The organism is Sphingomonas folli (genome assembly GCF_019429525.1).
Taxonomy (GTDB): domain Bacteria; phylum Pseudomonadota; class Alphaproteobacteria; order Sphingomonadales; family Sphingomonadaceae; genus Sphingomonas; species Sphingomonas folii.
Map to the genome: position 1 here is coordinate 144,874 of NZ_JAHXZL010000005.1, position 13,779 is coordinate 158,652.

The 13,779-nt window shown below is 70.5% G+C and carries 9 protein-coding genes; 5 read left to right on the plus strand and 4 right to left on the minus strand.

The genetic code is table 11. The features are described 5' to 3' along the window. Positions 1 to 120: 120 nt before the first annotated feature. Positions 121 to 486 (minus strand): hypothetical protein, encoded by a 366-nt coding sequence (locus KZ813_RS09415; RefSeq protein ID WP_219754726.1) that lies wholly within the window; start codon positions 484 to 486, stop codon positions 121 to 123. A gap of 109 nt (positions 487 to 595) precedes the next feature. Between KZ813_RS09415 and KZ813_RS09420 the strand changes: the two genes are divergently transcribed. After that, entirely contained in the window at positions 596 to 1,501 is a 906-nt protein-coding gene (locus tag KZ813_RS09420; RefSeq protein ID WP_219754727.1) for a pirin family protein, read from the plus strand. On the opposite strand, the gene KZ813_RS09425 is transcribed toward KZ813_RS09420, so the two are convergent. Then, positions 1,488 to 2,495 (minus strand): bile acid:sodium symporter family protein, encoded by a 1,008-nt coding sequence (locus KZ813_RS09425; protein WP_219754728.1) that lies wholly within the window; start codon positions 2,493 to 2,495, stop codon positions 1,488 to 1,490. The genes KZ813_RS09420 and KZ813_RS09425 overlap by 14 nt on opposite strands. Before the next feature lie 370 nt (positions 2,496 to 2,865). Here KZ813_RS09425 and KZ813_RS09430 point away from each other — a divergent pair, with 370 nt between their 5' ends. Continuing rightward, positions 2,866 to 3,723 carry a LysR family transcriptional regulator gene (locus tag KZ813_RS09430; protein WP_219754729.1) on the plus strand — a complete coding sequence of 286 codons (858 nt, stop codon included), beginning with the start codon at positions 2,866 to 2,868 and terminating at the stop codon, positions 3,721 to 3,723. Positions 3,724 to 3,972: 249 nt separating this feature from the next. Here the strand turns inward: KZ813_RS09430 and KZ813_RS09435 are convergent, their stop codons facing one another. Further along, a complete protein-coding gene (locus KZ813_RS09435) occupies positions 3,973 to 6,495 on the minus strand; it encodes a PhoX family protein (RefSeq protein WP_219754730.1) in 2,523 nt (840 codons plus the stop codon). Between the two features lie 400 nt (positions 6,496 to 6,895). On the opposite strand from KZ813_RS09435, the gene rplJ reads away from it, so the two are divergent. Then, entirely contained in the window at positions 6,896 to 7,411 is a 516-nt protein-coding gene (rplJ, locus tag KZ813_RS09440) for a 50S ribosomal protein L10 (RefSeq protein WP_219754731.1), read from the plus strand. Between the two features lie 68 nt (positions 7,412 to 7,479). Next, entirely contained in the window at positions 7,480 to 7,857 is a 378-nt protein-coding gene (gene rplL / locus KZ813_RS09445) for a 50S ribosomal protein L7/L12 (protein ID WP_219754732.1), read from the plus strand. A 255-nt stretch (positions 7,858 to 8,112) separates the two neighbouring features. On the opposite strand, the gene KZ813_RS09450 is transcribed toward rplL, so the two are convergent. After that, positions 8,113 to 9,249, minus strand: coding sequence for a hypothetical protein (locus KZ813_RS09450; protein WP_219754733.1), 1,137 nt, complete (start codon positions 9,247 to 9,249; stop codon positions 8,113 to 8,115). A gap of 287 nt (positions 9,250 to 9,536) precedes the next feature. Between KZ813_RS09450 and rpoB the strand changes: the two genes are divergently transcribed. After that, positions 9,537 to 13,718, plus strand: coding sequence for a DNA-directed RNA polymerase subunit beta (rpoB, locus tag KZ813_RS09455; protein WP_219754734.1), 4,182 nt, complete (start codon positions 9,537 to 9,539; stop codon positions 13,716 to 13,718). Positions 13,719 to 13,779: the final 61 nt, after the last annotated feature.

Consider the following 13,779-nt stretch of genomic DNA (forward strand, 5'->3'; position numbering starts at 1 on the left):
GACATGTGCCAAGGCGACGATCGGAGCTCAGTCGCGAGTCGCTCGTGAGACCGACCAAAGCCTGACGACCTGCGCCCCCGCCCTAACCGGGGCATAAGGACAAGGCGCGCGCCGGCCGCCTCAGTTCGCCGCGCCCGTCTGGTTCGCCATCTCGCCGCGCGTCGCGGCGAGCGTCGGCGCCGGCCCGGTCGCCGGCCGGAGCGACTCGCGCTCGGACGCGGGCACCGGCGCGGTCGGGTCGGGGCGGAAGGCCTCCGGCGCGCGGTTCGTGCCCGGCGTCGGCGCGTCGGCGGCGAGGTCGGGCGCGGCATGCTCGGCGTCGTCGCCAGGGAAGTAACGGTCGAACCAGCCGAACTTCAACGCCGCACCGATGCCCGCGGCGACCGCACCGATCAGGCCCGCGGCCGCGATCGCGCGGTCGCGGCGATGATGGTCCGGCTTGTAGCCGCGCTTGCTCTTGCTCTTGGGCTTGCTCTTCTGGGTCATGCGCGCGTCAACGGCCCGCGCCCGCGCGCGTTCCCGCCCGAACGTCCCCGAGGTTTCCGCCGCGCCGCCAACCTGCTAGCCCGGCGGCTCCCGACCTGAGAGACGCGCCATGTCGACCCGCGACGACCTGATCCTGCAGACGCTCGAGCCCGCCACGCACGATCTCGGCGGCTTCAAAGTCTATCGCACGCTGCCGCATCGCGAGCGCACGATGGTGGGGCCGTTCCTCTTCTTCGACCAGATGGGCCCGGCGCATCTCGCCCCGGGCGACGGCGTCGACGTCCGCCCGCACCCGCATATCGGCCTCTCGACGGTCACGTACCTCTTCGACGGCGCGTTCCAGCACAAGGACTCGCTCGGCACCGACGCGCGGATCACCCCTGGCGCGGTCAACCTGATGACCGCGGGCACGGGCATCGTCCACTCGGAGCGCTCGCCCGCCGACGTGCGCGCCGATGGCCCCGCGCTGGCCGGTATCCAGACGTGGCTCGCGCTGCCCGACGGGCACGAGGACATCGCGCCCGCGTTCGAGCATGTCGGCGCGGGCGACCTGCCGATCGTCGAGGCGGGCGGCGCGCGCGCGCGAGTCATCATGGGCACGCTGTGGGGCGCGCGCGCGCCGACCACCACTTATGCCGACACGATCTACGCCGACGTCGTGCTCGATCCCGGCGCCAGCGTGCCGATCGACGTCAGCACCGACGAGCGCGCGCTCTATCTCGCCGAGGGCGAGGCCTCGCTCGACGGGCTCGCGCTCGAGCCGCGCAAGCTCTACGTGCTGCGCCCCGGCACGCGTGCCACGCTCGGCTCGGCGCTGGGCGGACGCGCGATGCTGGCGGGCGGCGCCGCCTTCGCGACCAAGCGCCACGTCTGGTGGAATTTCGTCCACTCGTCGCGCGACGCGATCCGCGAGGCCAAGCGCGCCTGGATGGCGGGCGAGTTCGCGCGCGTGCCGGGCGACGAGAAGGAGTGGATCCCGATCCCCGAGGTGCCGAAGACCGTCAGCTATCCGTGACCGCGTTCGGCGCGGGCGCCGGTGTCGCCGCGCGCTCGGCGTAGCGCCGCGCCAGCACCGCGCAGACGAACAGCTGGATCTGGTGGAACAGCATCAGCGGCAGCACGATCAGCCCGACCGAGGCAGCGGGGAAGAGGATCGCGGCCATCGGGATGCCGCTCGCCATGCTCTTCTTCGAGCCGCAGAAGACGATCGCGATCTCGTCCTCCTTGGCGAAGCCGAGCGCGCGGGACGCGGCGCGGGTCGCGGCGAGCACCAGCGCCAGCATCACGCAGGCGATGACGACGATGGCGGCGAGGTCCAGCACCGATACCTGGGTCCAGATCCCCGCGACCATGCCCGCGCTGAAGGCGGCGTAGACGACGACCAGCACCGAGCCGCGGTCGACCGTCGCGGTGAGCCTCGGGTGGCGCAGCAGCCACGGGCCGATCAGCGGGCGCAGCAGCTGGCCGACGACGAAGGGCAGCAGGATCTGCACCGCGATCTGCTCCAGCGCCACCAGCGACACGCCCCCGCTCGCCGCGGGCAGCAGCTGCGCGACGAGCAGCGGGGTCAGCAAGGTACCGATCAGGTTCGACAGCGACGCGCTGCACAAGGCCGCGGGGACGTTGCCGCGCGCGATCGAGGTGAAGGCGATCGAGGATTGGACGGTCGAGGGCAGCAGAGTGAGGAACAGCAGCCCGGTCACCGCCGGCGCCGGCAGGAAGGGTCGCGTCGCCGCCGCGACGGCGAGGCCGATCAGCGGGAACAGCACGAAGGTGCTGGCGAACACCAGCGCCTGCAGCCGCCAGTGGGTGAGCCCCGCCCAGATCGCCTCGGGCGCGAGCCGCGCGCCGTAGAGCAGGAACAGCGCCGCCACCGCCACCGTCACCGCGCCGTCGGCGACGCCCGCGAAGGCGCCGCGCGCCGGCAGCAGCGCGGCGAGCGCGACGGTGGCGATCAGCAGCAGCAGGTAGCGGTCGACGCGCGGCCAACGGAGAGGACGGGAGAACATGCGGGGCCTTTCGTTCGTGATGGCGTCGTTTCGTGAAGACCTGTTTGCGCCAGGTCGGCGCTGGCAGTGATGCGCCTCGTGGGAGACCCTTTTCGGGTGTGATTTCTCGCGTGCAATGCTTCGACGGTCCGCCTCCGGGCGACGTCACTCCTTCATACCTTCGGCAGCCCGCCGCCCTCTCGTCATCCCCGCGAAGGCGAGGATCCATCGACGCTGGCGTCGCGCCTCTGGACGTGGGGTCCGCGCGTCTGGCTCCCCGTTTTCGGTCGAATGACGGAAGGAGGCGGATGGCGTCGCTTCCCACTTCATCTAGGCCATTGCGGCTCATGCACAAACCCGATCGCCGCGATATCGCTTATCATCTAACGTGATGATCATGTCCGACATCGCGCTCGACCTGCTCCGCACCTTCGTCGCCGTCGCGGAGGCCGGCAGCTTCACGGCCGCGGCGCGCTCGCTCGATCTCCGTCAGTCGACGGTGAGCCAGCACATCCGCCGGCTCGAGGACCAGGCCGGTCGGCGGTTGATCGACCGCGACACGCATCGCGTCGCGCTCACCGCGGACGGCGAGGCGCTGCTCGATCAGGCACGCGCGGTGCTGGCGGCGAGCGAGCGGCTGACGCGCCACCTCGCCGCGGTGCCGCTGCGCGGACGGCTGCGGCTGGGCGCGTCCGAGGATTTCGTGCTCTCGGCGCTGCCCGACGTGCTCGCCGGCTTCGCGCGCCGCCACCCGGAGGTGGACCTCGAGCTCCGCGCCGGGCTGAGCGAGCATCTCTACGAGGCCTTCGACGCGGGGCAGCTCGACCTCATCTTCGTCAAGCGCCGCGCCGGTGACCGTCGCGGCACGGTGGCGTGGGAGGAGCCGATCGCCTGGGTCGGGCGCGAGGGCTGGCGCGCCGAGGCGGGCGCGCCGCTGCCGCTGCTGCTCTACCCGCCGCCGAGCGTGACCCGGGCACGCGCGATCGCGGCGCTCGAGGCGGCCGGGCGCACGTGGCGGGTCGCCTTCACCAGCGCGAGCCTGACCGGGCTGAGCGCGGCGGCGCGCGCCGGCCTGGGCGTGATGCCGCACTCGGCGCGGCTGCTGCCCGCCGGGCTGGCCGTGCTGCCGCCCGGGGCGGCGCTGCCGGCGCTGCCGGTGATGGAATTCGTGGTGATCGCGCCGGGGCACGACCCCGCCACCGCGGCGCTGGCGGCGGCGATGCTCGGCTGGTCGCGCGCGGGGCGGTGACGGTGACAAAGGGCCCGGATAGAACCCCTTCCCTCTCACCGTCACCGCGGCGCAGGCCGGGGTCCAGTCGCGACGGCGGTCGTGGCTCCAGCGACACGTCACCCGACTGGGCCCCGGCCTTCGCCGGGGCGACGGAAGAGAAACGGTGCCACAGATAACGAGGGTTCGCAGCTCCCTAGCTGCCGAGCTGATCTCGAGAGGACACCGCCGCCGCCCTCGGCCGGGCGGCGGTACTCCTCTCACATGCGGTCAGAGGCCGACGACGCCGCCGTCGGTCTTGGTGATCACGATCGTCGCGGAGCGCGGGCGCGACGGCGTGGTCACCGCCCCCGCCTGGTTCGCCGGCCAGCTCGAGGTGATGTTCGCCGGGCCGCCGTTCTCGCCCGGGTGCTGGATGTTGACGAAGAGCGAGCGGCCGTCCGGCGTGGTGGTGATGCCGGTGATCTCACACTCCTTCGGCCCGACTAGGAAGCGCTTGAGCTTGCTGCCCGGCGCCGCGCCGATGCGGGTGGTGGTGGTGCTGGTCGTCGTGGCGTTGGCCGCGGTGGTCAGCGTGTTGTTCACCACGCGCGTGCCGCCGTCGCCGACGCTGCCGGGCATCGCCGCGAGCAGCATGCAGTTGGTGACGTCGGTGTAGGCGCCGTCGTCGGTCTCGATCCACAGCACCGGCGCCACCTGGCCGCTGGCGTTGCTCGGCAGGCCGAACCACAGGCCGTCGGGCGACGAGAAATCGTTGCTCGCGTCCAACCCCGAGAGATTGATGTTCGTCGGATCGAGGTCGGCGCCCGAGCCGAAGGCGTAGATGTCCCAGGTGAAGCCGGTCGCCTCGGTGGTGTCGCCTGTCTCGCGCAGGCGGATGACATGGCCGTTGGCGTTGCCGCGCGTCGCCTGCGCGCTGGTGGGCGGGTCGGCGTTGACGACGTCGCCCTGCGGCAGCTTGGGATCGGTGTAGGCGCGCGGGTTGGCGGCGTCGGTGGTCGCCGGGGTGCGCGACGAGTTGTTGGTCAGCGTGCAGTACATCTCGCCGTTGACCGGGTTGACCGCGGTCCACTCGGGCCGGTCCATCCGCGTCGCGCCGAGCACGTCGGCGGCGAGGCGCGTGTTGATCAGCACGTCGGCCTGGTCGGCGAAGGCGTAGGTCGCGTTCGACGCCGTCAGCCCGTTCTGGCCGAAGGTCAGCGGCAGCCAGGTACCGCTGCCGTCGGCGTTGAAGCGCGCGACATAGAGCGTGCCGGTGTCGAGATAGTTGTCACCGGTGGCGAGCCGGTCGCTCGGCGTCGCGTCGGCGGCGACCCAGGGCGTCGCCGAGACGAACTTGTAGATATATTCGTTCTGCGCGTCGTCGCCCATGTAGAAGGCGGGGCGGACGCCCGCGATCACGCGGCCGGCCATGCAGCCCTCGTGGTTCATGCGGCCGAGCGCGGTACGCTTCCGCGGGGTCGAGGTCTGTGTGTAGGGGTCGATCTCGACCACCCAGCCGAACTGGAACGGTTCGTTGCGGAAGTCGGCGGTGCCGTCGGCGGTGGCGCTGGCGGTGGCGCTGGCGTTCCAGCGCGCGAAGACGGTGCTCGACGCGTCCGACGGGGTCGCGGTGGTCCAGCCGTAATTGCCGGCGCGGCCCTCGCTGATGCCGTAGCGGGTCAGCGACACGTTCTGCTTGGCGTTGCCGGCGGCGGTGCGGATCGCCGCGTCACCCGCGTTGCGGCGGAAATAGCCCGCCCAATTCTCCTCGTTGGTGAGGTAGGTACCCCAGGGCATGTAGCCGTTGGCACAGTTGTTGATCGTGCCGCGCCCGGTGGTGCCGTCGGCCGAGTAGAGCGTGCGCAGCGCGGCGTTGCCGCGCACCGGCCCGTTGAACTGCACCGGCGTGTTGGGGGTGATGCGGCGGTTGAGCGCGCTGCCCTGGACGTAGCTCCACGCGCCGGTGTTGCTGGCGCGGGTGACCTCGATCACCGAGACGCCGTGCGCCTCGATCTCCTTGATCGCCTCGCTCTCGGGCCGCGGCGACGGCGAGGGGCCGTTGGCGTGCAGATAGGCCTGGGTGATGTTCTCGTGGTTGAGGACCAGCACGCCGCGCGTGTTGTTGGTGGTGTCGGGCGCGTTGCCGCTCGCCGCGAGGCCGAAATAGGACATGCCGTCGTGGTGGTCGCCGGCGCGCTGCGCGAAATTGGTGTCGGTGCCGTTGTTGGCATAGGCCGCGACGCTCGACGCGATCGGGTCGCCGAGGCGGTACAGCACGGTCACCTGATAGTCGGACGGGACGGTCACGACGTCGTTGAGGTTCTTCGCCACCGCGGTGAAGGCGAGCGTGGCGGGCAGCACGGTGACGGTCGAGCGCGCGCTGCTCGAGCCGCTGCCGCCGCTCGCGGTGAACTCGAAGACGAGCGCGGTCGACTGGGTGACGTTCGGCGCGGTGAAGGTGATCGAGTTGCCGCTCGCGATCACGGGCACGGTCGGGCCGCTGACCTGGGTGAACTTGGTGGTGCTGGCATTGTCGGTCGCGGTGGCGGTGAGCGTCACCACGTGGCCGCCCTGGGTCTGGACGTTGACGCCGTCGGACACGGTGATGACGTCGTTGCCGTTGTCGTCGCAGCCGGACAGCAGCGCGCCGCCGAACACCGCGGTGGTCATCGCGCTCATCCCGCCCATCATCTGTCGGCGCGAGTAGCGGCGTGCGACCAGGTCGCTGAGATGCGGGTTGTGGGTCGGATTGGTGTCGACGTCACCGTCGTCGTAGGACGGCGTGGCGAGGCTGAGCTGCTGGTCGGTCATGACGCTCCCTGGGCGCTATCGGTTTGTACCGACGCCTATTGGCGGCGCTCCAAGGCACGTGCGCGACAGTTTGATGAGCGCTGGATGACGCCACCGTTACGTATCCGTGACACCCGTCCGTGCTTGACTACCCTGCGTGATCCGCTATGAGCCGCCCCGCGCGTCCCGCCCCAGGGCGATGACGCACCGTCCGAGACAGCGGGTGGCCCCAGGGCCTTAATTCCCCGCCGAGACGGGGACAGGAACAACGCGGTCGCGACGCGCCTATCGATGGCGCGCGCTGTCGCCGCCCGCACGGGCTCCCATTCCCCATCGCTGGACAGTACCGCCGGGCGCTCGCGCGCGGCGGTTCGTACCCGGACAGGCGGCCCCGGCCCCCTGTCCCAACGTGGAGAATGGCATGGATCGTAGTCAGAAGACCGCGGCCGTCGCCGAGCTGAACGATACCTTCTCGAAGGTCGGCGTGGTGGTCGTCACCCGCAACCTCGGGATGACGGTGGCGCAGTCGACCGACTTGCGCAACCGGATGCGGGACGCCGGCGCGAGCTACAAGGTCTCGAAGAACAAGCTTGCCAGGATCGCGCTCGACGGCACCGACTATGGCTCGCTCAGCGACATGCTGACGGGTCCGGTCGGCCTGGCTTCCTCGACCGACCCGGTCGCGGCGGCCAAGGTGGCGGTCGATTTCGCCAAGACGACCGACAAGTTCGAGATCGTCGGCGGCGCGATGGGCGCGACCGCGCTCGACCTGGCCGGCGTGCAGGCACTGGCGACGCTCCCGTCGCTGGACGAGCTGCGCGCCAAGATCGTCGGCCTCATCGTGGCCCCGGCCACGAAGATCGCGACGATCACCCAGGCTCCGGCCGCGCAGATCGCGCGCGTCCTCTCCGCCTACGCGGAGAAGGAAGCCGCCTGATCGGGCAGCTGACCGGCATTCATTTGTGAACATGGGGCACCTGTCCCCGCTTGATAGGAAGTACGATCATGGCAGACCTGAACGCGCTGGTTGACCAGCTGAGCGAGCTGACCGTCCTCGAGGCCGCCGAGCTCTCGAAGCTGCTCGAAGAGAAGTGGGGCGTCTCGGCCGCCGCCGCGGTCGCGGCCCCGGCCGCCGGTGGCGCCGGTGCGGCGGCTCCCGCCGTCGAGGAGAAGACCGAGTTCGACGTGATCCTGACCGGCGACGGTGGCAAGAAGATCAACGTCATCAAGGAGGTCCGCGCGCTCACCGGGCTCGGCCTGACCGAGGCGAAGGCCCTGGTCGAGGGCGCGCCGAAGCCGGTCAAGGAAGGCGTGAACAAGGACGAGGCCGAGAAGGTCAAGAAGCAGCTCGAGGAAGCCGGCGCGACCGTCGAGCTCAAGTAAGCCGATCACCGGATCCCGCGGGCTCGCCCGCGGGTCACGGACTCAGCAGTGGCGGGGCGGTCTTCCTGGCGGAAGGTCGCCCCGTTCGCGTTGGTGCGACGGCGCGTGTCCGCGGACGCTCCGTCTCCCGCGGGCGGTTGACGCGCTGCGCGCCGCCATCGCGCTCCTCTCGCCGTCATCCCGGACTTAAGTTGAGGGTCACCGCGCGATCCAACGAATGTTGGCGCGATCGCTGCGATAGATCCGGATCAGCCGTCAGCGCGTGACCGGCTCGCCGTGCGCGCGAACGCCGAGCCTCTCGTGCATCCGCGCGGGCGCGTCGAGCCAGAAGGGCGCGAGCTTCGCCGCCCCCTCCCGCTCCACCCCGACGGCGAAGGCCGCCGCGCTCTGCGCCTCCCCCTCCCCGCTGGCGTAGCGCACGTCCACCGCCGCGACCGGCACGAACATCGCGCGCCCCGCCATGTCGATCGGCACGATGGATGCGCGGGGCAGCGTCAGCAGCAACGGCAGCACGCGCCGCTCGCCCGGCGCGAGCGCGAACGGCGCGACGGCGGGCCGTCCCAGCGGCTGCGCGAACGAGGCGGCGAGCTCGGCCTGCTGGTCGCGGTGCGCGCTCAAGAGGCGAGCCGCGACGTGCACCGCGGTCGCGGGCGCGGCACCGGCGTTGACGATCTCCAGCTCGGCGTCGAGCGTCGCGGTGAGCAGGTTGATCCCGCCGCGGCGCGGGCGGAGCGCCAACGTGAGCCGCGCGCGCTCACCGCCGACGCCGACGAGCGGCTCTGTGAGACGCGGCGGCAGCGGGGGTGATAATGGCATCGGCTCGGCTGGCACGAGCGCGACGTCCTCCACCCCGGCGCCGGCTACCGGACGACGGCGCCACCATAGCAGCAACGCCCCGCCGGCGAGCAGGACGAGCGCACCGGCGATCAGCCAGTCCGCGCGCCACAGCGGCGCCGGCGGTGCCGAGGCCGGCGGCGGCACCGGTACCGGCACCGCGGCCGGGATGCTCGGCGTCGGCGCGGGAACGTCGATCGGCGCCGAGGCCGTCGGCGCGGCGAGCGGCGCGGCTGTGGGGAGCGGCGCGCTCGGCGTCGGCGTCGGCGTCGCGAGGGCGCGCGGCCGCGGCGCGGCGGCCGCACGCGGGCTCACCGTCGCACGCGGCGTCGCGGTCGGGCGCGGCGTGGGCCGCGGCGTCGGCGCCACCCGCACGGGCGCGACGACGGGCGGCACGTTCGGCGGCGACCCCGGTCCCGGCGGCAGCGACCAGCTGATCGGCGGGGGCACCGCCGAGGCAGCGGGCGGCACCGTCGTGGCCGGCGCCGGAGTCGCCTGCTGCGCCGCGGCCGGCGCCGCGACGGGTGCGAGCGCGAGCAGGAAGGCAGTGTCACGCATGAACATCGCCCGACCGCTACCGTGTCGACCGCCGAGGTCAACCGCCCGCCCGCGCGCCGCCGCCCCGCGCCGGCCCGGTTGACGCTCCGCCGCGACGAGCCTATATCCCGCCCTCTTCCTTCGGTTCCGGGACATGACGCGCCGTCGCGCAGCGCGCCATACGTATGGGATCGAGGGGTTCAGGACGCTGAAGGTCGCCGTCTCCCGTTCGCCGGGATCAGACGCGCGGCCTTTCGCCGTTCGGTCCCATGCGCCCGTAAATTCTGGCTGACGAGGCACACGCTCCTATGGCAACCAAGGCGATCGACGCGGGCTCCGCGCGCTCCGACCGGCTCAGCGGCACGCGCAAGCGGCGCATCCGCAAGGTCTTCGGCAACATCCACGAAGTCGTGCAGATGCCGAACCTGATCGAGGTCCAGCGCGAGAGCTACGAGCAGTTCCTGCGCTCGGATCCCTCGATCGGCTATGTCTCGGGTCTCGAGAAGACGCTGCGCAGCGTCTTCCCGATCCGTGACTTCGCCGGCACCGCCGAGCTCGACTTCGTGACCTACGAGCTCGAGCCGCCCAAGTTCGACGTCGAGGAGTGCCGCCAGCGCGGCATCACCTATGCCGCGCCGATGCGCGTCACGCTGCGCCTGATCGTGTTCGAGGTGGATCCCGATACGGAGACCCGCTCGGTGCTCGATATCAAGGAGCAGGACGTCTACATGGGCGACATGCCGCTCATGACCGAGAACGGCACCTTCTTCATCAACGGCACCGAGCGCGTGATCGTCTCGCAGATGCACCGCTCGCCGGGCGTGCTGTTCGATCACGACCGCGGCAAGACGCACGCGAGCGGCAAGTATCTCTTCGCGGCGCGCGTCATCCCCTATCGCGGTTCCTGGCTGGACTTCGAGTTCGACGCCAAGGACATCGTCAACGTCCGCATCGACCGGAAGCGCAAGCTGCCGGTGACCGCGCTGCTGTACGCGCTGGGACTCAACTCGGAGGAGATCCTCAACCACTTCTACAACCGCGTCACTTACGTGCGCGGCGAGGGTGGCTGGCAGATCCCGTTCGCGGCCGAGAACTGGCGCGGCGTGAAGCCGACGTTCGACCTGATCGACGCCGCCTCGGGCGAGGTGGTGTTCGCCGCGGGCACCAAGGTGACCCCGCGCGCCGCCAACAAGGCGGGCAAGGACGGGCTGCAGACACTGCTGATCCCCACCGAGGAGATCTACGGCCGCTATTCCGCCTATGACCTGATCAACGAGAAGACCGGCGAGATCTACGTCGAGGCCGGCGACGAGATGGGGCCGGAGAGCCTCGAGAAGCTCGACAAGGCCGGGATCGACCGGATCGAGCTGCTCGACATCGACCATGTCACGACGGGCCCGTGGATCCGCAACACGCTCAAGGCCGACAAGGCCGAGGAGCGCGAGCAGGCGCTGTCCGACATCTACCGCGTGATGCGCCCCGGCGAGCCGCCGACGCTCGAGACCGCGGAGTCGCTGTTCGCCGGCCTGTTCTTCGATCCGGACCGCTACGACCTGTCGGCGGTGGGCCGCGTCAAGCTCAACATGCGCCTCGACCTCGACGCCGAGGACACGGTGACGACGCTGCGCACCGAGGACATCCTGGCGGTCGTCAAGACCCTGGTCGACCTGAAGGACGGCAAGGGCGAGATCGACGACATCGACAATCTCGGCAACCGCCGCGTCCGCTCGGTCGGCGAGCTGCTGGAGAACCAGTATCGCGTCGGCCTGCTGCGCATGGAGCGCGCGGTGAAGGAGCGCATGTCGTCGGTCGACGTGTCGACGGTCATGCCGAACGACCTGATCAACGCCAAGCCCGCGGTCGCCGCGGTGCGCGAGTTCTTCGGCTCGTCGCAGCTGTCGCAGTTCATGGACCAGACCAACCCGCTCTCCGAGGTGACGCACAAGCGGCGCGTCTCGGCGCTCGGGCCGGGCGGTCTCACCCGCGAGCGCGCGGGCTTCGAGGTCCGCGACGTCCACCCGACGCATTATGGCCGCATCTGCCCGATCGAGACGCCGGAAGGCCCGAACATCGGCCTGATCAACTCGCTCGCGAGCTTCAGCCGGGTCAACAAATACGGCTTCATCGAGACGCCGTACCGCAAGGTCGTCGACAACAAGGTCACCGGCGAGGTGGTCTATCTGTCGGCGATGGAGGAGGCCAAGCACACGATCGCGCAGGCCTCGGCGGATCTCGACGATAGCGGCCGGCTGACCGAGGAGCTGGTCTCCGCGCGTCAGGCGGGCGAGTTCCTGATGGCACTCCCCGAGACGATCACGCTGATGGACGTGAGCCCGAAGCAGCTCGTGTCGGTCGCGGCGTCGCTGATCCCGTTCCTCGAGAACGACGACGCCAATCGCGCGCTGATGGGCTCGAACATGCAGCGCCAGGCGGTGCCGCTGGTCAAGGCCGAGGCGCCGTTCGTCGGCACGGGCATGGAGGAGACCGTCGCGCGCGACTCGGGCGCGGCGATCGCTGCCAAGCGCGCCGGCGTGATCGACCAGGTCGACGCCAGCCGCATCGTGATCCGGGCGACGGGTGACGTCAGCGCGACCGAGTCGGGCGTCGACATCTACACGCTGATGAAGTTCCAGCGCTCGAACCAGTCGACCTGCATCAACCAGCGCCCGCTGGTGAAGGTGGGCGACGTGGTCAACGTCGGTGACGTCATCGCGGACGGCCCGTCGACCGAGTTCGGCGAGCTGGCGCTGGGCCGCAACGCGCTCGTCGCGTTCATGCCGTGGAACGGGTACAATTACGAGGACTCGATCCTCATCTCCGAGCGGATCGTGAAGGACGACGTGTTCACGTCGATCCACATCGACGAGTTCGAGGTGATGGCCCGCGATACCAAGCTCGGGCCCGAGGACATCACCCGCGACATCCCGAACGTCGGCGAGGAGGCGCTGCGCAACCTCGACGAGGCGGGCATCGTCTACATCGGCGCCGAGGTGGAGCCGGGCGACATCCTCGTCGGCAAGATCACGCCGAAGGGCGAGAGCCCGATGACGCCGGAGGAGAAGCTGCTCCGCGCCATCTTCGGCGAGAAGGCCAGCGACGTGCGTGACACCTCGCTGCGCCTGCCGCCGGGCGTCGCCGGGACGATCGTCGACGTGCGCGTCTTCAATCGCCACGGCATCGACAAGGACGAGCGCGCGATGGCGATCGAGCGCGAGGAGATCGAGCGCCTGAAGAAGGACTCGGACGACGAGCGCACGATCCTCAACCGCGCCACCTGGTCGCGCCTGCGCGAGATGCTGCTCGACCAGGTCGCCACGGCGGTGCCGAAGGGCCTGAAGAAGGGCGCCACGATCGACATGGACCTGCTCGACAGCGTCGACCGCCACGAGTGGTGGAAGTTCGCGGTGCAGGACGACGCGGTCCAGGCCAACCTGGAGGCGGTCAAGGCGCAGTATGACGAGGCCGCCAAGAAGATCCGCGACAAGTTCGAGGATCGGCGCGAGAAGCTGGAGCGCGGCGACGAGCTGCCGCCGGGCGTGCTCAAGATGGTCAAGGTGTTCGTCGCGGTGAAGCGCAAGCTGCAGCCGGGCGACAAGATGGCCGGCCGTCACGGCAACAAGGGCGTGATCAGCCGCATCCTGCCGGTCGAGGACATGCCGTTCCTCGCCGACGGGACGCCGGTGGACCTCGTGCTCAACCCGCTGGGCGTGCCGTCGCGCATGAACGTCGGGCAGATCTTCGAGACCCACCTGGGCTGGGCCGCGCGCGGCCTGGGCCAGCAGATCTCGCACGCGCTCGAGGACTGGCGCGAGGCCAACCCCGACGCCAAGGCGGGCGAGATGCCCGCGGCGGTGAAGGAGCGGCTCGAGACCGTCTATGGCGAGCATTATCTCGACGACATCCGCGCCCGCGACGGCAACGAGATCGTCGAGCTGGCGCAGAACCTGAAGGCGGGCGTGCCGATGGCGACCCCGGTGTTCGACGGCGCGGTGGAAGCCGATGTCGCCGAGATGCTGGAGCTCGCCGGGCTCGATCGCTCGGGCCAGTCTGACCTGTTCGACGGGCGCACCGGCGACCAGTTCGACCGCAAGGTGACCGTGGGCATCATCTACATGCTCAAGCTGCACCACCTCGTGGACGACAAGATCCACGCGCGCTCGATCGGGCCCTACTCGCTCGTCACCCAGCAGCCGCTGGGCGGCAAGGCGCAGTTCGGCGGCCAGCGCTTCGGCGAGATGGAGGTGTGGGCGCTCCAGGCGTACGGCGCCGCCTACACGCTGCAGGAGATGCTGACGGTGAAGTCCGACGACGTCGTCGGCCGCACCAAGGTCTACGAGGCGATCGTCAAGGGCGACGACACGTTTGAGGCCGGCATCCCCGAGAGCTTCAACGTGCTGGTCAAGGAGATGCGCTCGCTGGGTCTCAACGTCGATCTCAAGACGATGGACCTGGGCGTGGACGAGGACGGCGTCGCGATCGCAGCGGAATGAGCAAGCGCCCTCCCTTTCCCGGCGGGAGAGGGAGGGAGCGGCCGCAGGCCGCGGAAGGGTG